The sequence below is a fragment of the Amycolatopsis jejuensis genome, assembly GCF_000717335.1.
GTDB lineage: Bacteria > Actinomycetota > Actinomycetes > Mycobacteriales > Pseudonocardiaceae > Amycolatopsis > Amycolatopsis jejuensis.
The window spans coordinates 264,137-288,616 of record NZ_JNYZ01000001.1; the positions used below are offsets into that span (position 1 = coordinate 264,137).

Annotated in this window: 19 protein-coding genes and 2 pseudogenes; 8 read left to right on the plus strand and 13 right to left on the minus strand. The window is 69.6% G+C overall.

The genetic code is table 11. The features are described from left to right. The first annotated feature begins 2 nt into the window (after window positions 1-2). Window positions 3-1,913, plus strand: coding sequence for a S9 family peptidase (locus tag OO71_RS01200; protein ID WP_033287669.1), 1,911 nt, complete (start codon window positions 3-5; stop codon window positions 1,911-1,913). Here OO71_RS01200 and OO71_RS46925 read toward each other — a convergent pair. The 9 genes from OO71_RS46925 to OO71_RS01245 all read right to left on the minus strand — a co-directional run bounded on the left by OO71_RS46925 (window position 1,803) and on the right by OO71_RS01245 (window position 10,232). Then, the gene (locus tag OO71_RS46925) at window positions 1,803-3,212 is read right to left on the minus strand and encodes an MFS transporter (RefSeq protein ID WP_051790881.1); all 1,410 of its coding nucleotides are present in this window, start codon (window positions 3,210-3,212) and stop codon (window positions 1,803-1,805) included. The two genes, OO71_RS01200 and OO71_RS46925, sit on opposite strands and share 111 nt — an antisense overlap. Next, a complete protein-coding gene (locus OO71_RS01210) occupies window positions 3,209-3,916 on the minus strand; it encodes a cysteine hydrolase family protein (protein ID WP_051790882.1) in 708 nt (235 codons plus the stop codon). Before OO71_RS01210 ends, OO71_RS46925 begins: the two co-directional genes overlap by 4 nt. Before the next feature lie 42 nt (window positions 3,917-3,958). Then, complete coding sequence (locus OO71_RS01215) at window positions 3,959-5,485, minus strand: sulfatase family protein (RefSeq protein ID WP_211260416.1); 1,527 nt, start codon at window positions 5,483-5,485, stop codon at window positions 3,959-3,961. Between the two features lie 118 nt (window positions 5,486-5,603). After that, entirely contained in the window at window positions 5,604-6,503 is a 900-nt protein-coding gene (locus OO71_RS01220) for a LysR family transcriptional regulator (RefSeq protein WP_033287670.1), read from the minus strand. Between the two features lie 538 nt (window positions 6,504-7,041). Further along, window positions 7,042-7,467, minus strand: a complete 426-nt coding sequence (locus OO71_RS01225; RefSeq protein ID WP_051790883.1) for an aconitase X swivel domain-containing protein — start codon at window positions 7,465-7,467, stop codon at window positions 7,042-7,044. Next, window positions 7,460-7,786, minus strand: a complete 327-nt coding sequence (locus OO71_RS01230; RefSeq protein ID WP_084144630.1) for an aconitase X — start codon at window positions 7,784-7,786, stop codon at window positions 7,460-7,462. The genes OO71_RS01225 and OO71_RS01230 overlap by 8 nt, the downstream gene beginning before the upstream one ends. 443 nt (window positions 7,787-8,229) lie before the next feature. After that, window positions 8,230-8,640 (minus strand): RidA family protein, encoded by a 411-nt coding sequence (locus tag OO71_RS01235; protein WP_033287672.1) that lies wholly within the window; start codon window positions 8,638-8,640, stop codon window positions 8,230-8,232. 20 nt (window positions 8,641-8,660) lie between these two features. Further along, a complete protein-coding gene (locus OO71_RS01240; protein ID WP_033287673.1) occupies window positions 8,661-9,428 on the minus strand; it encodes an alpha/beta fold hydrolase in 768 nt (255 codons plus the stop codon). Window positions 9,429-9,434: 6 nt separating this feature from the next. Beyond that, window positions 9,435-10,232: an alpha/beta fold hydrolase gene (locus OO71_RS01245; protein ID WP_051790884.1), complete on the minus strand. Its 798-nt coding sequence runs from the start codon at window positions 10,230-10,232 to the stop codon at window positions 9,435-9,437. Window positions 10,233-10,408: 176 nt separating this feature from the next. Here OO71_RS01245 and OO71_RS01250 point away from each other — a divergent pair. The 4 genes and pseudogenes from OO71_RS01250 to OO71_RS01265 all read left to right on the plus strand — a co-directional run. Beyond that, window positions 10,409-12,127, plus strand: a pseudogene (locus OO71_RS01250) (acetolactate synthase catalytic subunit); the annotation flags it as partial. A 23-nt stretch (window positions 12,128-12,150) separates the two neighbouring features. Continuing rightward, window positions 12,151-12,948 (plus strand): IclR family transcriptional regulator, encoded by a 798-nt coding sequence (locus OO71_RS01255; protein ID WP_162186016.1) that lies wholly within the window; start codon window positions 12,151-12,153, stop codon window positions 12,946-12,948. After that, window positions 12,945-13,895: a phosphotriesterase family protein gene (locus tag OO71_RS01260; protein WP_033287675.1), complete on the plus strand. Its 951-nt coding sequence runs from the start codon at window positions 12,945-12,947 to the stop codon at window positions 13,893-13,895. The genes OO71_RS01255 and OO71_RS01260 overlap by 4 nt, the downstream gene beginning before the upstream one ends. 465 nt (window positions 13,896-14,360) lie before the next feature. Beyond that, entirely contained in the window at window positions 14,361-15,527 is a 1,167-nt protein-coding gene (locus OO71_RS01265) for a branched-chain amino acid ABC transporter substrate-binding protein (RefSeq protein ID WP_033287676.1), read from the plus strand. On the opposite strand, the gene OO71_RS01270 is transcribed toward OO71_RS01265, so the two are convergent. Further along, complete coding sequence (locus OO71_RS01270; RefSeq protein ID WP_051790886.1) at window positions 15,520-16,464, minus strand: DMT family transporter; 945 nt, start codon at window positions 16,462-16,464, stop codon at window positions 15,520-15,522. The two genes, OO71_RS01265 and OO71_RS01270, sit on opposite strands and share 8 nt — an antisense overlap. Before the next feature lie 420 nt (window positions 16,465-16,884). On the opposite strand from OO71_RS01270, the pseudogene OO71_RS46090 reads away from it, so the two are divergent. Together OO71_RS46090 and OO71_RS51870 are read left to right on the plus strand one after the other, a co-directional pair. Then, window positions 16,885-17,821 (plus strand): annotated as a pseudogene (locus OO71_RS46090) (AMP-binding protein); the annotation flags it as partial. A 249-nt stretch (window positions 17,822-18,070) separates the two neighbouring features. After that, window positions 18,071-18,301: an AMP-binding enzyme gene (locus tag OO71_RS51870; protein ID WP_245633538.1), complete on the plus strand. Its 231-nt coding sequence runs from the start codon at window positions 18,071-18,073 to the stop codon at window positions 18,299-18,301. On the opposite strand, the gene OO71_RS01280 is transcribed toward OO71_RS51870, so the two are convergent. Genes OO71_RS01280 through OO71_RS01290 form a run of 3 tightly spaced genes read right to left on the minus strand, consistent with a single transcriptional unit; the run spans window position 18,291 to window position 21,878 of the window. Continuing rightward, window positions 18,291-19,958 carry a DUF885 domain-containing protein gene (locus OO71_RS01280; RefSeq protein WP_051790887.1) on the minus strand — a complete coding sequence of 556 codons (1,668 nt, stop codon included), beginning with the start codon at window positions 19,956-19,958 and terminating at the stop codon, window positions 18,291-18,293. The genes OO71_RS51870 and OO71_RS01280 overlap by 11 nt on opposite strands. A gap of 22 nt (window positions 19,959-19,980) precedes the next feature. Then, on the minus strand, window positions 19,981-21,393 hold the full coding sequence (locus OO71_RS01285; protein ID WP_051790888.1) for an MFS transporter: 1,413 nt from the start codon (window positions 21,391-21,393) through the stop codon (window positions 19,981-19,983). Continuing rightward, window positions 21,390-21,878: an SRPBCC family protein gene (locus OO71_RS01290; RefSeq protein ID WP_033287677.1), complete on the minus strand. Its 489-nt coding sequence runs from the start codon at window positions 21,876-21,878 to the stop codon at window positions 21,390-21,392. Before OO71_RS01290 ends, OO71_RS01285 begins: the two co-directional genes overlap by 4 nt. A 282-nt stretch (window positions 21,879-22,160) precedes the next feature. On the opposite strand from OO71_RS01290, the gene OO71_RS01295 reads away from it, so the two are divergent. Then, window positions 22,161-24,383: an alpha/beta fold hydrolase gene (locus tag OO71_RS01295; protein WP_033287678.1), complete on the plus strand. Its 2,223-nt coding sequence runs from the start codon at window positions 22,161-22,163 to the stop codon at window positions 24,381-24,383. Window positions 24,384-24,480 lie beyond the last annotated feature (97 nt).

Below are 24,480 nucleotides of genomic sequence, written 5' to 3' on the forward strand. Positions count from 1 at the left end.
CCATGCAGCCCAGCGATCTCCTGCTCGTGACCGACATTTCCACGCACGCCCTGAGCCCCGACGGGACGCAGGTCTGCTACGAGACCCGGACGCCCCACGAACACGGCTACCACCGGCGGCTGTGGCTGGCCCCGGCTTCGGGAACGCACGACGCGACGCCCCTGGACACCGGCACGGACGCATGGGCACCGTCGTTCTCCCCCGACGGGTCCAAGATCGCGTTCTACCGCAACGGTGACCAGGCCGCGGTGACCGAGCTGTGTGTCGCGGACCTTCCCGGCGGAGTCATCGAGGTGCTCGACTCGAAGCCGTACCCGCTGGGATTCGCCGTCAGCGACCGGCATCTGCGCGGCACCACCCCACCGGCCTGGTCCCCCGACGGCACCCGGATCCTGTACCCGGCGCTGGTCCCGAACACCGAGCCCGGCGCCTGGCATCGGGCGGCCCGCGGGCATTACCTCATGGACGGACGCGGGTTCCTCAGCGACGCGACCGTGCACCTGTTCACCGTCCCCCATTCGCCGGAAGCAGTCCGGGTCAGCGACGGGCACCGAGACCACTGGGATGCCAGCTGGCATCCCGACGGCACTTCCGTGGTTGCCGTCCGGCCGTGCGCGGGCGACCCGATGCTGCAGGAACTCGTCCGCTACCACCTCGGCGATGGCTCCGAGTCTGTTCCGGCGACCGGCCTGCCCCACGCAAGCCTGCCCACCTTCAGCTCCGACGGCACCATCCTGCACTTCCTCGGCATGGACCCGGCGCACGGCTACCGCACCCGTGGCCGCAACGTTTCGCTGCTCCAGGTACCGCTGTCCGAGGATGCGCAGCTCCACTCGCTGACGGACCCCGAGCCGGTCGACCTCGACGATCCACAGCTGCGCCCGCTGGCCCCGGCCGACGAACCGCTCGTGGCCGCTCACCGGCACGGCTCCACCCTGCTCGTGTCCGCGGCCCACGATCCGGATACGCCGGTTGCCCCGTCCCGGCACGGAGCACAGGTCCTCTCGCACGACGCACACAACGGCACGGTAAGCGCCGTGCTGGCCACCGCCATCTCCGCCGGTGACCTCTATGCGAGCGCCCAGAACGGAACCACCGCACGGATCACCCACTTCGCGGACGCGTACCACGACCTCACGGTGGCTCCCGAAGAACTGTGGGCCGGGCAGGTGCACTGCTGGCTGTACCTGCCGCCAGCCGCCCGCGGCCCGGTGCCGCTCGTGCTGCTCGTCCACGGCGGCCCGGACACCCAGGTCGGCCATTGTCTCGACATCGACGCGCAAGTGCTGTGCGGACGCGGATATGCGGTGCTCATGGCCAACCCGCGGGGCTCGGCGGGGTACGGACAGTCGCACGCGACCGCAATCAACGGCCGCCTCGGCACCTGCGACGTGGACGACCTGCTGACCGCACTCGGAATGGCCACCGACCGGCCGGAGGTCGACGGGTCGAGGGTCGGGGTCACCGGCCGGTCGTACGGCGGGTTCATGACTGCCTGGCTCAGCGCCACCCGCCCGGAGCTGTTCCGCGCCGCCGTCCCCGAGTGCGGTATCTATTCCTGGGACTCGATGGTCGCCACGAGCGACATCGGCCACCAGATCACCGAACTCGTCGGCGCGAACCCCGAGGACTGGGCGCGGTGCTCGCCGCTGCGGCTGGCGAAGAACGTGCGGACCCCGTCGCTGATCATCGCCTACCGCAACGACCTCCGGACACCGGTCGAGCAGGCCCAGCGGTACTACCACGGCCTCCGCGCCCACGGCACCGAAACCGAGCTGCTCGTGTTCGACGGCGGGCCGCACTCATTCTCGGCCAGCGGCCCGCCGAGGGCCCGGGTCCACCGGCTGGAACGGATCACCGGCTGGTTCGACCGGTATCTCCCCGGCACCGAGGTACTCAAGTTCGTCCAGTGACCGCCCCTTGGTCTCGGGTGCCCACCGGATGAGTGCGGCGACGACCGCGAAGACGACCACGGCAAGCACCGCAAAGGAAATCGCGGGCGCCGCGATGAAGAGCGTCGGGAAGAGCGCGACCCCGGCCACGCTGCCGAGCTTGCCGATGGCGTTGGTGATGGCCAGCGAGCGTCCCCGGATCCCGGTGGCGAACAGCTCGCTGCCCCACGCGTAGTAGACCCCGGCGAGCATGCCGGACGTCGCAATCGACACCACGGCGAACCCGGTCGCGATCACGATCGGGTTCCCGCTCGCCGCCGCGACCGCGATCAGCGCGAAGGCCACCACGACGCTCGGGACGATTGCCAGCGGACGGCGGCCCGCCCGGTCCACCACCCACAGGCTCGTCGCGACATTCACCACGACGACCACGACATTCACCACCGTCGCGAAAACCAGCGGGGTGAAGACGCCGCCCTTCGCCACGGTCTTGATCACGGTCGGCGTGTAGATCAGGATCGCCGATCCGACGATGTTGCTGACGAGCCAGAATGCCGAGACCAGAAGGAGCAGGGTCCGGGGCCGTCCCCGGCGCAGCAGCGAAGAGAGACCCGGCCGGGACCCCGTTGGTGGCGGAGTTTCCCCGACCGCAGCAGGGAAACCGCATTCCTCGAAGACCCGGTGGGCTTCCTCGGTCCGTCCCCGGCTGAGCAGCCACCGCGGGCTCTCCGGGACCTCGCGGCGGAGAAAGACCAGTACCGCTGCGGGAACGAGCGGGGTCATCAGCAGGTAGCGCCAGGCCTGCGCCGGGTCGGCGAACTGGTACACCACGATCGAGAGCGCCCCGGCGACCACGAATCCGGCCGGCCAGAACGCGTTGCCCAGCGCCAGCACCGTACCCCGCCGGGCGCGCGGGGAGAATTCGGCGATCATGGCCAGTGCCGCGGGCATGTCGGCACCGATCGCCACCCCGGCGAGCACCCGGAGAACGATCAGCTGCGCAGGGGTTTCGGCGAAGAACATCAACGCCGAGCTGACGATGAAGAGCAGCATGTCCCCGAAGAAGACGATCCGGCGGCCGAACCGGTCGGTCAGCGGCCCGGACGCGAGGGAACCGGCGACCATGCCGGCGAACGCGCCCGCACTCACCAGTCCGACCTGCCCCGGGCTCAGTCCCATCGCCGGCACGAGCCCGAGCAGGGCCCCGGAGACGATGAGGATGTCGAAGCCGTCGATGAAGAGGCCGAGCAGTGCGGTGATGACGATGTACCGTTGCCGGGACGTGAACCGTCCGTCGTCGGTGTGGTGTCCGGCAGTCACTTCGGTACCGCCGTTCGTCCTGGCGCCGGCCGCGAGCCGAGCTGCCCGAGAATCTCGCCGGTGGTGGCGAGCCGGGCGTAGGAATCACCCAGCACCCGCAACGACGCGTCGTACATCTCCTTGCTGAACGCAGCGGTGGCGTCGGGGACGAGGACGCAGTCGAAGTCCCGGTCGGCCGCCTCGCGGACCGACGTCTCGACACAGTTGGTCAGCGCGACACCGGTGAAAACCAGTGTCGTGACCCCGATCCGCCGGAGCGTCGCCTCGACCGCCGTACCCGCGAACATGCCGGACGTGGTCTTGTCGAACACCAGCTCGCCCGGCACCGGCGCCACCGCGGCGACGAACTCGGCGTCGCGGCTGTCCGGCGGGATGAGCATGCCCCGCTGCCGGTGCCGCAGCCCGCGGTCGCGCCCGTCGGCCACCTGGCTGCGGATCCGGGTGTGGATCACCTCGGCGCCGGCGGACCGGAACCCGTCCTGCAGCCGGCGCACGTTGGGCAGCACCGTGGTTTCGAGCGCGGCGAAGTACTCCGGAAAAGGATCGGGTTCGCCCGCGAAAAGCCCGCCGGCCGGGTCGGCGTCGAAGTTCTGCAGGTCGATGCAGATCAGCGCGGTGGTGCCGGGCCGGACCGCCACCGGTTCGAGGGCACGGACATAGTGACCGGCGAGCGGGTCGCCGGGCGGCACTGGAAGTTCGGACATCGGTGGTCGTCCTCTCGCGTCGTTGCGTGGGCTCGATCCGGCTCAGGCGGTGCCGGTGGGTTCGGGAAGCTCGTCGAGGTGGTCGCCGGGCCGGGTCGCGAGGAGGTTCTCCAGGTCCTCGCGGACGGGTTTGTGCTCCGGGGACTCCGCCAGGTTGACCATCTCGTGGGGGTCGGCGGCGAGATCGTAAAGTTCCGCAGCGCCGGAAATGCGGTCGACGACCAGTTTGTGCGTCGTGGTCCGCACCGCGCGCAGGTCGAGCTCGACTCCGCAGCGCGACGGATGCAGGGTCCACTCGCCGAGTGCGTGGGACCGGGCCGCGCCGTCGAGAACCGGTTGAAGCGGCTGGGAATGCAGGGCCTGTTGGGCCGGTACCGCGGCCCAGTCCAGGAAGGTCCCGGCGAGATCGACGGTCGACACCGGGTCTTCGACCACCGCACCGGCCGGAACCGTGGGTCCGGACATCAGCAGCGGGACCCGCCAGAGCCCCTCGTACAGCATCGGCCCCTTGAGCACCAAGCCGTGGTCGCCCAGCCAGTCACCGTGGTCCGAGGTGTACACGACATACGTGTTCTCCAGCGCACCGGTGGCGGCGAGTTCGGCGAGGATCCGGCCCACGTTGTGGTCGATCAGCGAGACCATGCCGTAGTAGTTGGCGATCAGCTGCCGCAGCTGGTCGTCCGGCTGTTCGGAGATCCGCGAGTAGTTCTTGCGGAGATCGACCAGTTCGGCGTTGTCCATCGCCGGTTCGTTCAGCTGCGACTGTTCGTGCCACCACGGCCGTCGCTCGAAATCCCGGCCGCGGTGCGGCGGCAGGTCGACTTCGGCGGGGTCGTGCAGGCTGCTCCACGGCTCGGGGCAGTCGAAGGGGTGGTGCGGGTCGGGGAACGAAGCCCAGGCGGCGAAGGGTTCCTCGGCGCAGTCCCGGAGGAAGGAAATGGTGCGGTCGGCGACCCAGGTACTGGAATGCCACGCCGCGGGAAGGGCGGACGTCCAGGTTTGCGCCGCCGTGACGTCCGGGTCGAGATTCCGGAACACCAGGTCGTCGATTTCCTGCTGCCCCGCTTGGGCGGCAAGCCAGCGTTCGTAATGCAAACCGCCCGGCGGCCGCAACGGCGCGTCGAGGTTGTGCGGCATCACCGCGAGCTCGACCTGCTCGAACCCCATGTACGGGCCGGACCATTCTGCGCCGTAGTGCACGCTCCCCGATTTCGCCTCGGGGCGGTCCGAGGGACCGAAAGGCAGGTAGTTCGAAAAATGCGCCTTGCCGAACAGCCCGGTGCGATAACCGGCTCGCCCCAGCACCCCGGCGAACCCGCGGTCGGCCACCGCCTCGTCGAGCTCGACGCCGTTGTCCCAGACCCCGTGGGTGAGCGGAAGCAACCCGGTCAGCACGGAGGCCCGCGCGGGCTGGCAGACCGGGCTCGGCGTGACGCAGGAGGTGAACCGTGCCCCGGACCCGGCGAGCCGGTCGAGGTGCGGCGTCGAGACTTTCCGCCCCTCCACCCCCAGTACGTCGGCCCGGTGCTGATCCGCGGTGATCAGCAGGATGTTCGGTCGCATCGGCATAGTGCGTCTCCTCGAGCGGTCTTGCGCGGTGCAGGCGGACCTGCGCACGCATCGAGCCTTTCAGCCGAGGAGACCGTCGTCCACGAGGTGTTTCCTCTCCGGTCATAGGCGGAGACTGTCAGCCGTCATCGTCCGCGCGCAGCGCGAGCCTTTCGGCGGCAGTGAGAAATGCCTGTGCGGCCGGGGTCATCGGCCCGGTCCTGGCCATCGCCCACATGCCGTACGGCTGCGGCGGGTCGAGCCGTCGCACCTGCACTCCGACCCCGGCGGCGATGGGCGCCCAAGCCTGCGGCAGAAAGGCATAGCCAACCCCGGCGTGCACCATCGGCAGAACGCTCTCCCGGTGCGCTGCCTCCACCACCTTGACCAGCCCGATCCCGCTCTGCACCAGAGTTTCGTAGAGCTCGCGGACCTGGCTCCCGGCCGGCCCGACGATGAACCGGGCACCGTCCAGCGTCTCCATCCGCACGCGGCCCGCCGCCGGTGGGTCCACCTGCGGCGGGATCGCCAGGATCACCTCGGTCCGGCCGAGCCGGATGCGCCGGACCCCCGGAATCTCGCCGCCGTCCGGCCCGGCGACGAGGCCGACCTCGCACAGCCCGGTCCGGACTTTCTTGATGACCTCGGCGGTCGTGACGGACTGCTGGATCCGCACCACGACCCGCGGATGATGCCGTTGCAGCTCCCGGATCACCTGCGGCAGCGGAGTCAGCGTCGCCGCCGGGCTTCCGGCCAGCTCGACGGTGCCCGCGAGGTCGGCCGCGTCGGCGGACACCGCCTGCCGCGCGGTCGCCACGCTCCGGAGCACCTGCCGCGCCGGGTCGACCAGGGACCGCCCGGCGTCGTTGAGCACCGTCCCCCGCTTGCTGCGCTCGAACAGCGGCGTCCCCACCGACGATTCGAGCCGCCGGATCGCCTGCGACAACGACGGCTGCGCCAGGTGGAGCGCCTCGGCCGCCCGGTTGAACCCACCGTGGTCGACGACGGCGAGAAAGTACTCCAGCTGGTGCAGTTCCATCGTCGGCCTCCCGGGGCACCTGGCGCGAATCGGTCCATCGTGCAGGTCTCCGCCCGCGATCCGCCAGCCGGGCCGCGCCAGGGTCAGTCCGGCTGCCCTGCGGATGCGCGTCGCAGCCGGAGCCCGCCCCGGATCATGTTCGCTGCCGGTGCGGGAGACAGCGGTTCAGGCAGTTTCCGGTCGCCAGCGGGCGATCCACAGGCGCAACGAGGGTCGGTCCTCGATCGCCAGGAAGACAGCCGGAATCCCCGCAGTCGCCCTCGTCCGCGACGCGAGCGGCTGCCTGCCCCGCCAGGTCGCCCCGGACACCGACCACATCGGTCACCGATCTGCTCGACCACCTCGCCGCCGCCGGTGCGCGCGGGTGACCGTGCTGGATATGCCATGGGAGTGGACCCGCCCGATCGCCGGATACCACCGGTGGTGCGCCACCCACGACGTCGGACCGGATGCGATCCTCGTGCGGCCGCTCTGCCCGTGCTCCGGGATCGCCCACCGGACGCAATTCAGGGACTGTGCCTGGGTTTCGCCACCGGCATCACCAGCCGCCTCCGGCATAGAGGCGGCCGTCGGAATTCAGCGTCAGGTGCAGCGCCCCGGCCCGGGTCGGGCGTTCGGCGAGCAGAACCACAGACGGACCACGGCCGTACAGTTCCCACGCCGCGGCCGCGCCGATGATCAGGATCGGGTCCGGGTCGAGGAGCAGCATCGACGGCGCGGTGCGCCGGCGCACGCATTCGAGCAGCGTGCTCGCCGACGAGCTGGACCCGCGGCTCACGCCGGTAAGCAGCGCGACGTCCGCCAGTTCCGTGCCACGCTGCGAGTGGTGCGGATCGATGATCCGGCCGGTGTTCTCGTCGACCCCGCCCCAGAAGCTGATCGGTTCGGCCAGCGCGACGAGGTCGCCGGATGCCGGTCCGCCGACGAGCAGCTGCCCGGCCGCCCACAATGGCGCGTCACCCATGCGCGGACTCCAGGACGATCGTGCCGCGGACCGCGCTTTCCACGCAGTCGCGCCGCCCGGCCAGTACGACGTCGTACCCGAGGTGCGCGGGCGCGTAGTAAGCCCATTTCGCCGAGTTGGTCATCATCGGCCCCTCGGGGTCGATCACCTTTGCCGGGCCGTGAATGCAGGTGTCGAGGACAACCGTGACGCCCGACGCCGCGGACCGGCTGGTCGTGGCGTAAGTCGGCACCTTCATCGTGCGCCCGGCCAGGTCGTCGGCGAGGACGGTCAGCTGGGCCGCGGACAGGTGCGGGGTGCCGAGGCTGACCCCGCCCAGAAGGGTACCGGTTGACGCAGTCGCCGAACGCTCTGCCCCTGTCGTCGTCGACCGGGATCGGCTGCAGTGCGTTCAGCGCCGGGATCGCAGTGCCACACCTGCCGCTGACGTGGTACCCGAGCAGCGCACGCAGGAGATCCTCGTCGATGCGGCAGTGCATCCGAACGTGCACCGGGACAACGTCGGCAGGCAACCGAGCCCGGTGTACGCCTCCATCAAGCCGACGTTGAGCGTCGTCCGGGACCCGGACCCGGACGCCCCCGGTAGGCGAACCGCCGGACGAAGTCCAGACTCGACGGCCCGTGGTAGAGACAGCTGTCGACGTGCGCGGCACTGATCGGGATCAGCCTCGCCGTCCCCTGCGCTGCGGGCCGCGACCAGCACGACCCGCAGCGCGAGCGCTCCCGCCGGGCCGCTCGCCCTCTCGCCTAATCTTTGCAACCTCAGTCCAGTACCGCGATCGCTTCCACCTCGACCAGGTGCTCCGGGATGTCCAGCGCCGCGACCCCGATCAACGTGCCCGGTGCCCCCGGCACGGCGAAGCCCAGTTTCGCCGCCGCCCGGCCGATCCCGTCCATCAGCGACGGCATCTTTTCCGGGCTCCAGCCGACGACGTAAAGGGTCATCTTCGCCACGTCCGCGAAGCTCGCGCCGACACCTGCCAGCGCCGCACCGACATTGACGTAACACTGCTCGATCTGCGCCGCCAGGTCACCTTCACCGACGACCTTGCCGTCCTCGTCCCAGGCGACCTGACCGGCCAGGAAAACCATCCGTGACCCGGTCGCGACCGCGACCTGCCGATAGGCGTCGACCTCCGGCAGCCCATCCGGGTTCACCAGCGCAATGGACATCTCAAGTACTCCATTCTTTGTCATGGAAGAAAACCGACCTGCTGCCAGAAGGCGGCGAGCGCACGGGCGGCCCCCGCCGGGTCCTGGGTCATCCACCAATGCCCGAGCCCGTCCAGGACTTCGACCCGGGCACCGGCCTGCCGCGCCGCGCTCCGCCGCTGCCGATCGGTCCCGACCATCCGGTCTTCGGTGGCCAGAAACGCCAGGCCCGGCCGCTGTGCCGCGCGCTCCAGGGACCGGCCGAGCTCCGCCATCACCGGCTGTGCGGCAGAACGGTAGAGCGCAAGAATGGCGCGGCCCATGGCTTCGTCGTGCGCCGGCACGACCTGCTCGGCCACCCGTTTGCTCATCCCGGCCGCGGCAAGACGGGCGACGCGCAACCCGGCAGGTGCGTGGAACCGCACGGCGACATCGGCTTCGCCTGCCCCCGGCGTCTGCCAGCGCAGCGCCAGCTCGTGCCACACGTAGTCCGGGTGGAAGATCCCCACCGTGTCACTCGCCCAGCTCCGCAGGAGGTCCGGCCGGGACAGCGCCACATTCAGCACGTGCAGGCCACCCCAGTCGTGCCCGACGAGGTCGACCGGTTCCCCGATGGCCTCCAGTGCGGCAATCAGCCAGTCCCGGTACTCGTGGACGGTCGCGCCGAAACCGGCGGGCAAGCGGGCCCCGAAACCCGGTGGCGACAAGCAGATCAGCTTGTTCCCGGGCACCAGGTGGACGAGTTCGAGGAGCAGCGGATCCCAGATCGCCGCCGTCTCGGGATTGCCGTGGACGAATACCGCAGGCACCGGTGGTCACGCCTCCACGGGGGTGGCCGGCCGCCCGGCACCGAGCAGGAAGTCGAGCACCCGGGCGATGACCCGGTCCGGGGCTTCGATCAGCGGACTGTGCCCCGCGCCCTTGATCCGCCACAGCTCGGCATCGGGAATGGCGTCGAACATCTCGTCCGACCACGCCGCCGGGCGGACGAGATCCTCCACCCCGGACACGATCAGGGTCGGCGCGCTGATCAAGGGCAGCAGAGACGTCACATCAGGGCGCTCCACCACTCCCCTGGCGGCGTGCACGAGCCGGGGTTCGAGCTCGGTGAGCCGGGTGCGCCAGACGACGTGCACATCGTGCCGCGCCGGGTCGTCGAGCACGGAGCGGGCGAAGAGAATCCCCATCAGCTCGTCGACGGTTTGATCCTCGAATCCTTGCGCCGCAACGGAATCCGCCATCGCGCCGAAGGCGGCAGCGTTGTCCGGCGACTCCGCGCAGGCCGACGACCCCATGAGCACCAGGCGTTCGACGAGCCCGGGCACGCGGGCCGCGATGCGGACCGCGACGTCGCCCCCCATGCTCTGCCCGACCAGCGCGATCCGGGTGAGGCCGAGATCGCCGGCCAGCCCCAGCACGTCCTCGGCGACCTCGTCCATCGTGATCGTCGAATCGGCTTCCCCGACCCGGCCCGCCTGACCGGGCAGGTCCGGGGCGACGAACCGGAAACGACCTCGCCCGGCTTCCGCCAGCCCGTCGAACGCACGCGGGTCGAGGAACAGCGAGTGCAGGCACAGCACCGGGAAGAGGTGTGGCTCACCAGTGTCGAGCACGAGGTCTCCTTCGTCGTCGGGGCAAGGACATTCCGGCGGAGGACGGCCCACCCGACGGGCAAGCTACCCAGGCCGCCGCGAGATGTCAATATCTGACATCGATTTCAAATAACGAAATTCAATATTTGACATGAGTTTCGGAATCTGAATAGCCTGGGCGGGTCAGTCACGAGGGGAGCCTCATGGTCAACACGGTCGCCGACGTCATCGCTGCCACCTTGCGCCGCCACGGCGCCGAGGTGATCTTCGGGCAGAGCAACCCCACGGCGCTGCTGCTTGCCGCGGAGCGCCGGGGGATTCGCCAGATCCTGTACCGGACCGAGAATGCCGGTGGCGTGATGGCCGACGGCTATGCGAGGGCGGCCAACCGGATTTCCGTCCTCGCTGTCCAAAATGGACCTGCCGCAGCACTCGCGGTCGCCCCGATGGCCGAAGCGCTCAAGGCGTCGATCCCCATGCTCGTCCTGGTCCAGGACGTGCCCGCGGCGCACCGTGACCGCAACGCTTTCCAGGAGATGGATCACGTCGCGCTGTTCTCCGCGGTTTCGAAGTGGACGCGGCGGATCGACGCGCCATCCCGCGCCGCCGACGCGGTCGACCTCGCTGTCACAGCCGCGAACAGCGGACGTCCGGGGCCCGTGGTCCTGCTCCTGCCGAAGGACGTGCTCCACCTCCCGGCGGAGCAGAACGCCTTTCCCCGCACGGCCGATCTCGGCACCTTCCCCCTCGACCGGCCGCGACCGGCGCGCGCCGCCGTCACCCGCGCGGCCGACCTGCTGGCCGCCGCCCGGGCTCCGGTCGTGATCGCCGGCGGCGGAATCCACGCGTCAGGTGCGGCGACGGCGCTGGCCCGGCTTCAGCACGTCGCGCGCCTTCCCGTGGCGACCACCAGCATGGGCAAAGGCGCCGTCGACGAGACCGGACCGCTGAGCCTGGGCGTCGTGGCCAACCTGACGGGCGAGCGTGGCCGAGCCCATCACTACCGGCGGCTTCTCGCCGAAGCCGACGTGGTGCTCCTGGCCGGCACCAGAACCAATGAGAACGGGACCGACGGCTGGGACCTGACTTCGGCGGATGCCACGTACCTCCACATCGACGTCGACGGCGTCGAGATCGGCCGCAACTACGAAGCAGTCCGGCTCGTCGGCGACGCGCAGTCGGCGCTGACCGACCTCACCGACGAGCTGCAGCTTCGCGATCTGACCCGCAGGCAGGAATTCTCGACGGCATTCGAGACCCGGATCAAGATCGGCCGGGAGCTCCACCGCACCTCGGCCGTCCGGAGTGCCGAGCCGGAGGGCACGCCGATCGCCCCGGAGCGAGTGCTGGCGGAAATCGACGCATTGCTGCGGCCCGACGACATCGTCACCGCGGACGCCAGCTACTCGTCGTCCTGGGTGGCGGCGCTGCTCACCGCCCGTCGCGCGGGCCAGCGCTTCCTGCTTCCCCGCGGGATCGCCGGGCTCGGCTGGGGATTGCCGCTCGCCATGGGCGCCAAGCTCGCCCGGCCCGGGCAACGGGTGCTGGCTCTCGTCGGCGACGGCGGGTTCGCGCACGGGTGGTCCGAGATCGAAACTGCAGTGCGGGAGAAGATCGCGGTGACCGTCGTGGTACTCAACAACGCGGTCCTCGGCGCCCAGCGGCACACCGAACTGCTGACCTTCGGCGAGACGACGACTGCGGTCGACTTCGCTCCGGTCGACCACGCCGCCGTCGCGCAAGCGGCCGGAGCCATCGGGGTGGTCGTCACCGAGCCGGCCGATCTGCACGACGCACTGGCGACTGCGCTCGACGCGGCCACCACCACCGTCCTCGATGTCCACGTCGACCCGGACGCCGTACCGCCCCTGCGCGGCGCGAACGTCCTCGAGCTGCCGATCCCGGCGATCCGATGACGACGGTGAGTAGTCTCCCGTCCATGGATGACGGACCCAAGCCCACCATGCTGCAGACCGTCGAGCGGGCGCTCAACTTCCTCGAACACGTCGCATCGGCACCGCAGCCGCAGACGGTGAAGGAAGTGGCGGAGGCATTGGGGATCAACCTCGCCACCGGCTACCACCTGCTGCGGACGCTCAGCGCGCGCGGGTACCTCGAGCGCCGCCCGGACGCCACGCTCACGCTGGGCAGCTCGGTCGGGGCGCTGTTCCACGCCTACCAGTCCACGCTGGACGTCGACAGCGAACTGGCCGGCATCGTCCGCCGGATCGCCGCCGACACCTCGGAGACCGCTTACCTGTCGACCCTCGACGGCAGCAACGTGATCGTCAAGGCGTGCGTCGAAGGCACGCAACAGCTGCGGGTCAGCGCGCTGCACGTCGGCCGGGCCGGGGACGAAATGCGGCGCGCGTCCGGCAAGGCGGTCCTGGCCCACCTGGCGGCACCGCGCCGCGACGAGATCATCAACCGCAACCTGCGCGACCACCCGGCTCGCGAGCGGGCGAAGCTGCGCGCGCAGTTCGAGGAGGAGCAGGCGGCCATCCGTGCCCGCGGATGGGCCGTCGACGACCAGGAGTCGGTACTGGGCGTCACCGGGATCGGAGCTCCGGTCTTCGCCGCAAGCGGGGAGATCCACGGGGCGATCGGCCTGGTGACCCCCACCTTCCGGATGGAGCGGTCGCACGACGAATTCGTCGCCGTCGTGGCCGAAGCAGCCGCCACGGCGAGCCGGCTGATGGGCGGCACCCCGTGGACCTCGGAACCGGAGAAGACATGAGCACGATCCCCACCGCGGCGGGAGCCATCGATTCGGCACAGCTGGGCCGCACCCTCGTCCACGAGCACGTCTTCTGCCTCGGCGAGGAATACCGCGTCAACTACACGGAATGGAACGAGGAAGAAATGGTCGCCAAGGCGGCGGCCGACCTCAACGGGCTCAAGGCACTGGGGATCGACTCGATCATGGACCCCACCGTGCTGGGCCTCGGCCGCTACCTTCCCCGGATCCAGTCCGTGGCCTGGCGCACCGACCTCACCATCATCGTCGCAACCGGGCTGTACACCTTCAACGACCTGCCGTTCCAGTTCGCCTACCGCGGCCCCGGCGAAACCCTGGACGGCCCGGAACCTCTCACCGAACTCTTCATCGACGACCTCACCAAGGGCATCGGCGGCACCGGCGTCCGCGCCGCGTTCCTGAAATGCGCCATCGACGAACCGGGTCTCACCCACGGCGTGGAACGCACCATGCGCGCGGTGGCGCAGGCGAGCGTGGCAACCGGCGCCCCGATCACCGTCCACACCCATGCCGCGTCCCGGTCGGGTCTCGTGGCCCAGCGTCTATTCCTCGAGGAGGGCGTGGATCCGGCCAAGATCATCATCGGCCACTCCGGGGACTCCACCGACCTCGGCTACCTCACCGAACTGGCCGACAACGGCTCGCTGCTGGGCATGGACCGCTTCGGGCTGGACGCATTCCTGCCCTTCGAACCACGCGTGAACACCGTCGTGGAACTGATCCGCCGCGGATACGCCGGGAAAATCGTCATCTCCCACGACGCGTCCTGTTACCTCGATTTCTTCGAGGACCCGACGGCACTCGGCGAAAACTGGAACTTCCGCCACATCAGCGAAGACGTCCTCCCGGCATTGCGGGAAGCGGGCGTCAGCGAAGACGACATCGACACGATCCTGGTCGATAACCCGCGCCGGTACTTCGAGTAATCCCGGACCGCTCGTAAACCTCGAATCGCCCGCCGGGAATGCCTTCGAAAAGTTCCGGCGTCGGCGGGACCATGAAAGCGTACCTACCGAGTGCGGCGAAGCCGGAACACGGGAGGCTCGGCGTGTTTCGGCCAGGCCGGAATCGAATTCCTCTTTCATCTCCTCGTTGAGGGAAACAACCCCCGTACCCCCTGGTTTCGAGGCGGATTTTCGTGCCATCGCTCAGGTCGCTGCCTGGCTCATCCCCCTCGACACCGGCCGAGTGCGGGGCAGCAGTCGAGGTCAGAAAGGGCACGTGCGGGAGCAGTTCGTTCAGCAACCGCTGCCCCGTGATCCATCATCTCCACCACGTTGACGGTCGGCTCACCATCCGGCCGAACTCTCACGTCACCGGCGATACCGGAATCTTGCCATTCGGCGCAATGGAGGAAACAAGTGTCACGAACACGAATCAACCAATTCCTGATGCCGGCGGCCGCAGCCATGCTGCTCCTGACTGCGTGCGCGGAGCGCGGTGGCACCGGCGGGAACACCACGCCGGTTCCACCGGCGCCCGCTCCTGCCCAGGCCGCCGACCCCCGCGGCGACGGTAAGGCGCAGTGCCCCGCCGCCACCGCAATCGCCTACGCCGGCACCATCAACGGGGACAACGCGGCACTCGGACGCAATGTGCTCAACGGTGTGAAGCTGGCGGTACAGCAGCACAACCAGGCCAACCCGGGCTGCCAGGTGCGGCTACGCGAGTTCGACACCGAGGGTTCGCCCGACCGGGCCCCCGGTGCCGTCACCCAGATCGTCACCACGCCGGAGATCATCGGGGTCGTCGGCCTGCCGTTCTCGGGTGAGTCCAAGGCGACCGGCAAGCTCTGCGACCAGGCCGGGCTGGTCCAGCTGACCCCGTCCGCCACCGGGCCGGCGCTGTCGGCCAACGGCTGGAAAACCTTCTTCCGCGGCCTCGGCAACGACAACACCCAAGGCCCGGCCGCCGCGAAGTTCATCACCGAACAGCTCAAGGCCGACCGGGTCTGCGTCGTCGAGGACGATTCCGAGTACGGGGTGGGCCTGGCGGCCGCGATCAAGCAGGCGCTCGGCCCGAAGGCCGTCTGCACCGAAAAGGTCAAGTCCAAGCAGAGCGAGTTCTCGGCCGTCGTGAACACCATCAAGGGGAAGGCACCGCAGGCCATTTTCTATTCCGGCTACTACCGCGAGGCCGCGCCCTTTGCCCAGCAGCTGGCCGATCGGGGCGTCGAAGCCCGGTTCATCGCACCGGACGGGGTGAAAGACGACGAGTTCGTCAAGGGCGCCGGCGACGCGGCGGCGAAGGCGTTCTTCACCTGCCCGTGCGTCCCGTCCGACCAGTTCGCCGCGTTCACCGGCGCCTACCGGGAGCTGACCGGCAAGGAACCCGGCACCTCGTCGCCGGAGGCCTACGACCTCGCCACGATCCTGCTGAAAGGCATCGACAGCGGCAAGCACGACCGGGCGGCCCTGCTCGAGTTCGTGCGCACCTACGACGGGCCGGGCCTCACCAAGAGGTTCAAGTGGGACGACAAGGGCGAGCTGACCCGGACCACCGTGTGGACCTACCGGGTCGAGAACGGGAAGATCGTCCGCAACACCGAGATCAAGTAGGGACGCACCGGCGCTCTTCGGCACGGATTTCGGCGGCCGGTTCCGGATCCTGTGCCGGAGAACGCAATTCGGTCAGATACATCGCGCCGACCACCAGAATCGCACCGATCACGATGCGGGGGGTCATGGTGTCGCCGTCCACGAGAATGCCGAAGACACCGGCGAAAACAGGTTCCAGCGTCAGTACGACGGCGACCGTCGAAGCCGATACCCGGGTCTGCGCCCAAGTCTGCAGAAGATACGCCGCAGCGGTCGCGATCACGGCAAGCCCGATCACCGGAAGCCAGAACTCCCGCTCCGCGGGGAGGACGATGCCGTCGGACCCGCCCAGCACAAGGCACAGGAGGCCGACCACCCCCAGCTGTACCACCGCGAGCCCGTACGCGTCGCGGCTCGTCGACCATTCGCCGACCGCGACGATGTGCAACGCGAGCAAGAGCGCGCTGAGCAAAGTCAGCCCCTCGCCGAGGCCGATCGAAAAACCGTGAAGCGACATGACACCGAGGCCCGCCGTCGCGATCGCGCCTGCGGTCCAGGTCGCCGGGGTGATCCGCTGCTTCAAGAGCAATCCGGCGGCCAGCGGCGTCAGCACGACCGCCATTCCGATGATGAACCCCGACATGGAGGAAGACGTGTACTGCTGGCCATAGGTCATGACGATGTAGGCAGCACCGAGGGCCAGCCCGAGAAGAACCCCGCGGATCAGCTGACTCCGGTCCAGCCGGAACACTGCGCGGGGCCGCAGGACTGCCAGCGCCGCAGTCGCGATCAGAAACCGCGCGGCCAGGAAGTCCATCGGAGACACATCCCGGGTCACGTCTTTGACGACGACGTAAGTACTACCCCAGACAACCGCAACCATGACCAGCGACGCCAACGCCAGTAATCTCAGCCTGCGCTTACGGACCGAGCGGGAGCCGATCTCAGCAGACAGCATGCGTCCATCTCCGTTCATCATCATTACCCGAACCGGCGGTCGCGGAAAATAAGAATCCAGCCGATTCCCGGGGAAAGAATCAATCCTCGACCCGAAGGGAACCGGTCATGAAAAACTTCTATCAGACTGTTCCCCGGCCCGGCCCGGACTTGATGAGCAAATAAGGTTGCGACGCGCATTCGGGCACCTCGCAGGGTACCGGCGGCACGGGCGGAATTCACCCGGCATCAGGGCGCCGGGTTTCTCCGCGCCGGTCGTGCAGAGGCGTTGCCTCCGGACACCACAGGGCACCATGCGCAAGCCTTCCGGCCGGAATGCCGGTGAGAGGATCCGACGGTGCGCATACATGACGTTCTCCGCCGGGCAGCGGCAGATGCGGTGGGCTGGACGGCCGAAGGCCGGGACATCCGGTTCGCGGAGATGGACGAGCGTTCGGACCGGATCGCCTGCGGGCTCCTGCGGAGGGGCATCCGCCGCGGCGACCGGATCGCGGTCAACGGCCGCACGACGCCCGGATGGCTTGCGGTGTACTTCACCGCGGCCAAGATCGGCGCGGTCGTGGTGGGGCTGAGTGTGCGGTACCGGGAGCACGAATTCGCCCACCTGCTCCGCGATTCCGGTGCCCGGCTCGTGGTGACCGAGCCGTCCGGGGACGACGTCGACTTCCTCGCGCTGCTGGCGGACCTGCGGGAGCGCTTGCCACACCTGGAATCCGTCGTCAGTTTCGCCGCGGACGGCACGCTTCCCGAACTGGAGTCCGAGCCGGTGGAGGGCGGGCTGCTCGACGGCGCCGGGAAAGCGGTCACCGGCGACGACCCGGTCATGATCATCTACACGTCCGGGACCACCGGACTGCCCAAGGGCGCGACGCTGACCCATCGCGGCCAGCTCGCGGCGGCCACCGCGCAAGCCGAGCACCTGCGGCTCGGGCCCGGCGACGTGCTGCCGGTCACCGTTCCGCTCAACCACGTCAGCGGCATCACCTGCTGCGTACTGGCCGCGCTCGCCGGCGGTCCTGGTGCCGTCCTTCGACGCGGGTACCGCCGCTGATCTGGTCCGCACCGCCGGGCTCACCGTGTGGGCCGGGGTGCCCACCATGCACACGCTGCTGCTCGGCCACCCCGGCTTCGCCGATGCCGGCACTTCCGCGATCCGGCTCGTGATCACCGGCGGCGCCAACGCGGAACCGGCTTTGGTGCACCGGCTCACCGCGGCCTTTCCGAATGCCGCGGTGATGAACCTGTACGGGCTCAGCGAGGTTTCCGGCACGGTCGTGATGACCCCGTGGGGCGCCGGTACCGAGCAGACCGAACGCTCGATCGGGAAACCGCTGGCGGGCGTGCAGGTCAAGATCGCCGGCCCCGGGGAGACCGGCGAACTCCTCGTCCGCACCGCATCGACGATGGCGGGCTATCACGGCCTGCCCGCCGAAACGGCCGCCGCCATCGACCCGGACGGCTGGCTGCACACCGGCGACATGGCCTGGCTGGACGAGGACGGCTTCATCATCCTGCACGGCCGTGCCAAGGACATGTTCATCCAAGGCGGATTCAACATCTACCCGATCGAGGTGGAAAACGTCCTCGCCGAGCACCCCCAGGTCGTGATGGCGGCAGGCATCGGCGTCCCGGACCCGGTACTCGGCGAAATCGGCCGCTACTACGTCGTGCTCACCCCGGACGCCCAGCTCACCGGCGACGACCTCAAAGCCTTCTGCGCAAGCAAGCTCGCCGACTACAAGGTGCCCCGCGAGGTCGTGCTCCGGCCGCACCTTCCCCTTACGCCGTCGGGAAAAGTACAGAAGGCGGCCCTGCGCGAAGACCCGCCTAACCGATAAACCTCGTCACGTTCTCTCCGACAGCAGTCAGCGGAAGTGCGCCCGCCGCCAGCACGACCTCATGGAAGGCGCGGAGGTCGAAAGCGGGGCCGAGCGCGTCCGCGGCGCGGTTGCGCAGTTCCCGGAACTTGAGGCAGCCCAGGCGGTAGCCGAGTGCCTGCCCGGGCATGTCGGTGGAGTAGCGCAGGATTTCGGTGCGGATCTGCTCCGGCGACTCCATGGTCGTCGACGCCATGTACGCGGCCGCTTTCCCCACGGACCAGCCGAGCGCGTTGAGCCCGGTGTCGACGACCAGCCGTTGCGCGGTGAAACGCTGGTGGACGTAATGGCCGTACCGGTCCCACGGGTCCTCGTAGAGACCCATCTCCATCCCGAGCGACGCGGCGTACTCGGCCCAGCCCTCCGTGTACGCCCCGAGCAGCTCCGGGGCGAACACGCCGCGGACCGGGTGCAGCGCCGCGTCTTCCGCCTGGCGGGCGAGGTGGAAATGGTGCCCGGGCACGAGTTCGTGGAAGATCAGGCTCGCCGCGTTGATCTGCGACCTGGTGTCGAGGCCGGAGCCGTTGTAGCGGTACCGGCCGACCGGGCCGGCCGGGCCGGGCACCTCGTAGTAGCCGTAGGACAGTCCGGCTTCGAGCTCCGGATCGAGCCGCTCGATGTCGTACCCGGCTTTGGGCAGCACCGAGAACCATTGCCCGACCACCGGTTCGATGGCGGCGAGGTGCTTCCGGTAGGTCGCGGCGACGTCGGCGGCGGAGCGGGCGTGGAACCGCTCGTCCGCTTCGAGTGCCTTCCGGTACGCAGCCTCGCCGCCGTCGAACCCGGCCTCCGCCCGGACCTTCGCCATCTTCTCGGTCAGCTCCGCGACCTGGGCGAGCCCGAGTTCGTGCACCTCCTCCGGCGAGATGTCGAACGAGGCGTACTGCCGCACCAGTTCCCGGTACGCCCGCTCACCTCCGGGGTACTGGCCGAGCCCGGCGCCGTCGGCCGCGGTGTCGCGGCCCGGGCCGTCGAGGTAACGCATGAGCGATTCGACCGCCGGTGCCAGCTCGTTCGTTTCGATGCGCCGCAGCCCGTCCTGCAGCTTGCCTCGCAACGCAGGCGACAGGGGTTCGAGGCGTGATTCGTCGAGGGTGAGCAACCGGCGCATCGAAATGCGCACGCCCTCGACCGTCGACCCGAATCCCGGCAACGCCTCCCGCGGCATCACCCAGCCCCGTTCGGCTTGGGCGCGAAGCTTTTCCTCTGCTCCCCGCACCCGGCGCGCGAGGTCCGCGGCGAGGGAATGGAACCGCTCGACGTCGGCGGCGGGGTCGGCAAAGGAAATCGCCCCGAACGCCTGCGGCGCCGTGAGGCTGAACTCGTACATCTGGTACGGCGCCACCGGAAAGTGCCACCACCACGACTCATCGCCGCGCGCCCAGTCGTCGGCGATGAAGCGGAGCAACGCGGCCGTGTCCCGCTCGTCCTGGTCGAGCGGGACGGCCTCGGACAGCGCCTCCCGCACGGACCGGCCCAGCGCGGCCCGTTCTTCCGCCTCGGCGAGCGACCCGCTCGGCAGCCGGTCGACGACCTGCCCGGCGCGCAGTGCGTAGAACGGCTGAGTACGGAGGACGTAGTCCCACACCCGGTCGGCGAGGGTTGCGATGGTCGGCACAGTGGTCGGCTCCTTTGCTGGTTCAGTGGGCGCGGTTCAGGCGGGCGGGGAGCCCGAAGGACACGACGGCGACGAGGGCCCCCACGGCGGCCGCACCGAGGAACGTCCAGGTGATCGCGTTCCAGCTCGGCAGCGGGATGCCGGGTACCAGATCGAGCGCCATCACCGTGGCCGCCACCTGGACGCCGACCGCGCCACCCACGGCACGCATGACGTAGGCGACTCCGGAGACACTCGCGACGCGGTCCGCGGGAAGGGTGAGCGCGATGATGTTGATGCCTTGGGTGAGCCCGAGACCCACCGCCACGCCGACCAGGCCGGCGCCGGTGCCGAGGACGACCGCGTTCGCCCGGCCGCCCATCATGACCAGCCCCGCCACGAGAAGCAGCACCCCGGACAGGACCATCACCAGCCGCGACCCCACCAGGTTCTCCAAGCGGCCGGTCAGCGGGGAGGCGATCGCGCCGAGCACCCCGAGCGGGAACATCACGAGCCCGATGACGGCCGGGCTCGAACCCAGCCCGTACCCGGTCATCGCCGGTGCCGCGACGATCGTCGGGATGGCGATGGACAGCACCGCCGCGGAGATCCCGGCGACGAAGGCGGCCACGTAGACGATCAGCACCGCCCGGCCGCCCATCCGCAGGTCGACCAGCGGGTCCGCGACCCGCCGCTCGACCAGGACGAACGCGCCCAGCGCAACGACGGTCAGCGCGCCGAGCCCCAGTACGGGAGCCGAGGTCCACCCGGTCGTCGCGACCAGGGTGAGGCCGAGCAGCAGCGCGACCAGCCCGGTGCTGAGCAGTGCGGCGCCTGCCCAGTCGACCCTCCCCCGCGCCGCGGGCGGGTACGACGGCATCACGAAAATCGCGAGCACGACCAGCGGAACGAGCACGATCAGCGCGATCCAGTACAGCCACGGGTACGAGAGCACCGCGAGGATCGGCCCGGCCAGCAGCACCCCGCCCGCGTTCGCGACGGCCATCCCGCCGACGAGCAGGCCGTTGGTCCGCCGCAGCCGGTCGGGTGGCTCGGTGTCGCGGACGATGCCGATGGCCAGCGGCACGAGGCCGACCCCGGCTCCCTGCAGGCCCTGGCCGATCGCGAACATCCACACCGAGGAGGCCAGCCCGGCGATCGCGATCCCCACGAACGTGACCGCGAGGACCCCGAGCAGCACGATCCGGCGGTCGCGGACGTCGGCGAGCCTGCCGACCACCGGCGTGGCGACCCCGCCCGCGAGCGCCATCGCCGACAGGATCCAGCCGGCTTGCGCCGGCGAGGCACCGATCCCCTGCTGGATGAGCGGCAGGGCGGGCGCGATCATCGATTCGAGGAGGCCGTAGACGATCACCGAGCCGATCAGCAGCACGCTCACCGAACGCGCGCGGCCCCGCACCACTGCCGGAGCACTCACCGCAGTCTCGTTGCTCATCGGACCGGCACCTCCGCCTCGGCCAGCCGCTTGAGCTCGGCGAGCTCGGCGTCGAAGCGGTTCCGTTGCGCGGCAAGGTAATCGTCCGCAGTCATCCCGGTGCCACCGGCGTCGTGCCGGCTGTAGACGTCGTAGCTCACGAGCGTCGAGGCCCCGAGCGGGACGAGCTGCCACGCCGCCCACCCCGGATCGCCGGAGGAACCGGTCAGGAGCTTCACGACCTTACGGGTGGGCGGTTCGAGCACGACGGTCTCGATGGTCAGGGTGTATTCGACGCCGTCGACCACCTGACGGGCGACCCGGATCTCCCCGACTGAGTCGGGCTCGCCGGACTCCCGGACCGGTTTCGCGCCTTGCTTCCAGCTGTCCGTGTCGAGCAGGAACGGCCAGATCGTGGCCGGCTCGGCGACAATCTCGACGACGTTGCGGGTGACGAGGTCGATCGGGCGGGGCACGGTGGTGCCGGGTACTTCCGGTGCTGCCATGAATACCTCCTGGTGACGACGAACGCGGGCGCCGTTGCCGGCGACGTCGAAGCTCGTAGCAGCTTGAGCGGCGGCGTCGCGAATGGGAATTGGGCGAACGTCGCGCGATTCCGGGCAGGGGCCCCGACATCTGTCGCATGCGACAGATGTGCCGGCGCTGCGCGAGGAACACGCAACCGTTGTCGGTGCCGCACCGGCCACCGGGACGGATAGGTTCGGGTACAGCTCGAACGCCGACCGTCCATCCCGGACTTGCCGGCGCACCACGTAAGGAGAATGCCGATGCCCACCGGTCACCCGGGTTTCGACCGATTCCTCGACGGTCTCGGGGAGCTTGTCACCGGCGGAGCGATCCTCCCCGTGTGGTCCCCGGACGGCAAGTCGCTCGCCTTTCTGGAAGGCCCGGCGGACGACCGGCGCGGCTGGCAGGTCGACCTCGAATCCGGGGCCAAGACTCCGCTGATCGCCGACGTCGCCGCGCTGCGCGAGGCGGTTCGCGAGGCGACCGGGCAGACTCCCGCCGGGCGCGGCTTGCCGTTCGACCACGTCGCCTTCGCCGGGCCCCGGCTGCTGGCCGCAGTTGCCGGTCCGACCCGGCTGATGGTCGACCTGGATGGCGGCGCGGTCACCAAGCCGCCCGCGGAACGCGCGGCCGACCTCCACTATGGACTGTCCGACACCGCCCGGCGCACCCCGCGGGAATTCCTGCGCACCGCTCCCCTGATCGATCCGCAGAAGGCGGACGAACTCACCTCGCCGGACGGGGAACTGCTCGTCTCCACCGCCGAGGGCAACATCATCCTGCGCTCGGCCGCCGACGGCCGTCCCGTGCCGCTGACCACCGGCGGCAGCCCGGAGCACGAGTACCGCTTCGACCTCGTCGACCCGGCCTTGACCGCGCTGGGGATGGCGTTCCCGGTGTGCAACTGGTCGCCCGACAGCTCACGGCTCGCGGTGTACCAGGTCGACAACCGCGGGGTGCACCAGGCGCCCCAGGTGCACTACCTCAAGCGCGAGGACGAGCTGGTCCAGCGATACCACGCGCAGGCAGGCGGCCCCCTCGAACGCACCACGCTGCACGTCCTCGACGTCTACGGCCGCCCGCCGGTGCAGCTCGACCTCGGTGACACCACTGACAGCTACCCGGTGCACGCGGCGTGGCTCCCGGACGGCTCGCAGCTCGTCGTCTTCGTGCTGAGCCGCGACTGCCGCCGGGTCGACGTCCTGCTCGCCGACGCGGCCACGGGCGCGACCCGCCCGGTGTTCAGCGAGGAGGGGGAAAGCTTCCTCCGGATCCACCACGACGTCTACTTCGGACGGAAGATCGGCCTGTTCCCGACCCCGGACGGCACGCAGCTGCTGTACCTGTCCGAGCGCTCGGGCTGGAAACACCTGTACCTGTACGGCCTCGACGGCACGCTGGTCCGCCAGCTGACCGAGGGCGAATGGCCGGTCGACTACGTGCACCGCGTCGACGAGCACTATGCGTACGTGAGCGCACGCCTCGACCAGGCCCGTCCCTACGACCTCCATCTCGCGCGGGTACCCCTTGCCGGTGGCCCGATCGAGCAGCTGTCCGAGCAGCCCGGTGTCCACTCGATGATGTTCGCCCCGAGCGGCGAGGCGCTCGTGGACACCTGGTCGACCCCGGCGGACGCGCCGCGCAGCGTGTTGCGCCGGTCGGACGGATCGCTGCTGTGCGAGCTGTCGGCAGCCGACACTTCGCAGCTGGAATGGACACCGCCACAGCAGTTCACGGTCACCGCCGCCGACGGCGAGACCGAGCTCTGGGGCGTGCTTTTCTTCCCCGCGGACTTCGACGGGACAAAGCAGTACCCACTCGTCGAATACGTCTACGGGGGACCGCAGATCGCTGTTGCGCCGCACAGCTTCCTCGGCCATTTCGGCAGAGCCGCGCACGCACTGGCGCAGCTGGGCTACGTCACGTTCGTGGTCGACGGGCGAGGCACCCCGGAACGGTCGAAAGCCTTCCACGACACGGCCTTCCACGACTGGACGGGCGGCCTCGTCCCGGATCATGCCGCCGCTGTCGAGCAGCTGAAACAGCGTCACAGCTTCCTTTCCGATGCCAAGGTGGGGGTGATCGGGCACAGCTGGGGCGGATACTCCGCATTCCGCCTGGCCGCCGAACGCCCCGACCTCTACGCTGCCGCCGTGTCGTCCGCGCCGGGGTTCGACCCGTACTCCTCGGTGCTGTACGAGTGCTACCTGGGCTTCCCCCAGACCGACCGGGACGCCTACCGGAAGGCCGAGACGTACCCGCTGGCGTCGTCGATGGAAGCCGAGTTCCTGCTCGCCTGCGGCACCTCCGACCACGCCACCTGGACCGACAGCATGAAGTTGAGCGAAGCCCTGATCCGGGCGGGAAAGGCACACGAGTTCGTCGTGCTGCCGGAACAGTTCCACGGCTTCGACGGGGTGCACGACGCGTATTTCTGGCGCAAGGTCACCACGTTCTTCCGCACACATTTGCAGAAGGGCTGACCTCGGCCCCGGTCCGCATTGGGAGCTGGGCACCAACCCGACGCCCCAACCTTGTCCTCCCGTACCTCAGGTCCCGGCGCCATTTCTGCCAGGATCG

Bases quoted from the DNA above. Each gene is read 5' to 3' on its own strand.
- OO71_RS01200 (WP_033287669.1), top strand. From the start codon at position 3: ATGCAGCCCAGCGATCTCCTGCTCGTGACCGACATTTCCACGCACGCC.
- OO71_RS01210 (WP_051790882.1), bottom strand. From the start codon at position 3,916: ATGTCCGAACTTCCAGTGCCGCCCGGCGACCCGCTCGCCGGTCACTAT.
- OO71_RS01215 (WP_211260416.1), bottom strand. From the start codon at position 5,485: ATGCCGATGCGACCGAACATCCTGCTGATCACCGCGGATCAGCACCGG.
- OO71_RS01220 (WP_033287670.1), bottom strand. From the start codon at position 6,503: ATGGAACTGCACCAGCTGGAGTACTTTCTCGCCGTCGTCGACCACGGT.
- OO71_RS01225 (WP_051790883.1), bottom strand. From the start codon at position 7,467: ATGGGTGACGCGCCATTGTGGGCGGCCGGGCAGCTGCTCGTCGGCGGA.
- OO71_RS01235 (WP_033287672.1), bottom strand. From the start codon at position 8,640: ATGTCCATTGCGCTGGTGAACCCGGATGGGCTGCCGGAGGTCGACGCC.
- OO71_RS01255 (WP_162186016.1), top strand. From the start codon at position 12,151: ATGGATGACGGACCCAAGCCCACCATGCTGCAGACCGTCGAGCGGGCG.
- OO71_RS01260 (WP_033287675.1), top strand. From the start codon at position 12,945: ATGAGCACGATCCCCACCGCGGCGGGAGCCATCGATTCGGCACAGCTG.
- OO71_RS01265 (WP_033287676.1), top strand. From the start codon at position 14,361: ATGCCGGCGGCCGCAGCCATGCTGCTCCTGACTGCGTGCGCGGAGCGC.
- OO71_RS01270 (WP_051790886.1), bottom strand. From the start codon at position 16,464: ATGCTGTCTGCTGAGATCGGCTCCCGCTCGGTCCGTAAGCGCAGGCTG.
- OO71_RS51870 (WP_245633538.1), top strand. From the start codon at position 18,071: ATGGCGGCAGGCATCGGCGTCCCGGACCCGGTACTCGGCGAAATCGGC.
- OO71_RS01285 (WP_051790888.1), bottom strand. From the start codon at position 21,393: ATGAGCAACGAGACTGCGGTGAGTGCTCCGGCAGTGGTGCGGGGCCGC.
- OO71_RS01290 (WP_033287677.1), bottom strand. From the start codon at position 21,878: ATGGCAGCACCGGAAGTACCCGGCACCACCGTGCCCCGCCCGATCGAC.
- OO71_RS01295 (WP_033287678.1), top strand. From the start codon at position 22,161: ATGCCCACCGGTCACCCGGGTTTCGACCGATTCCTCGACGGTCTCGGG.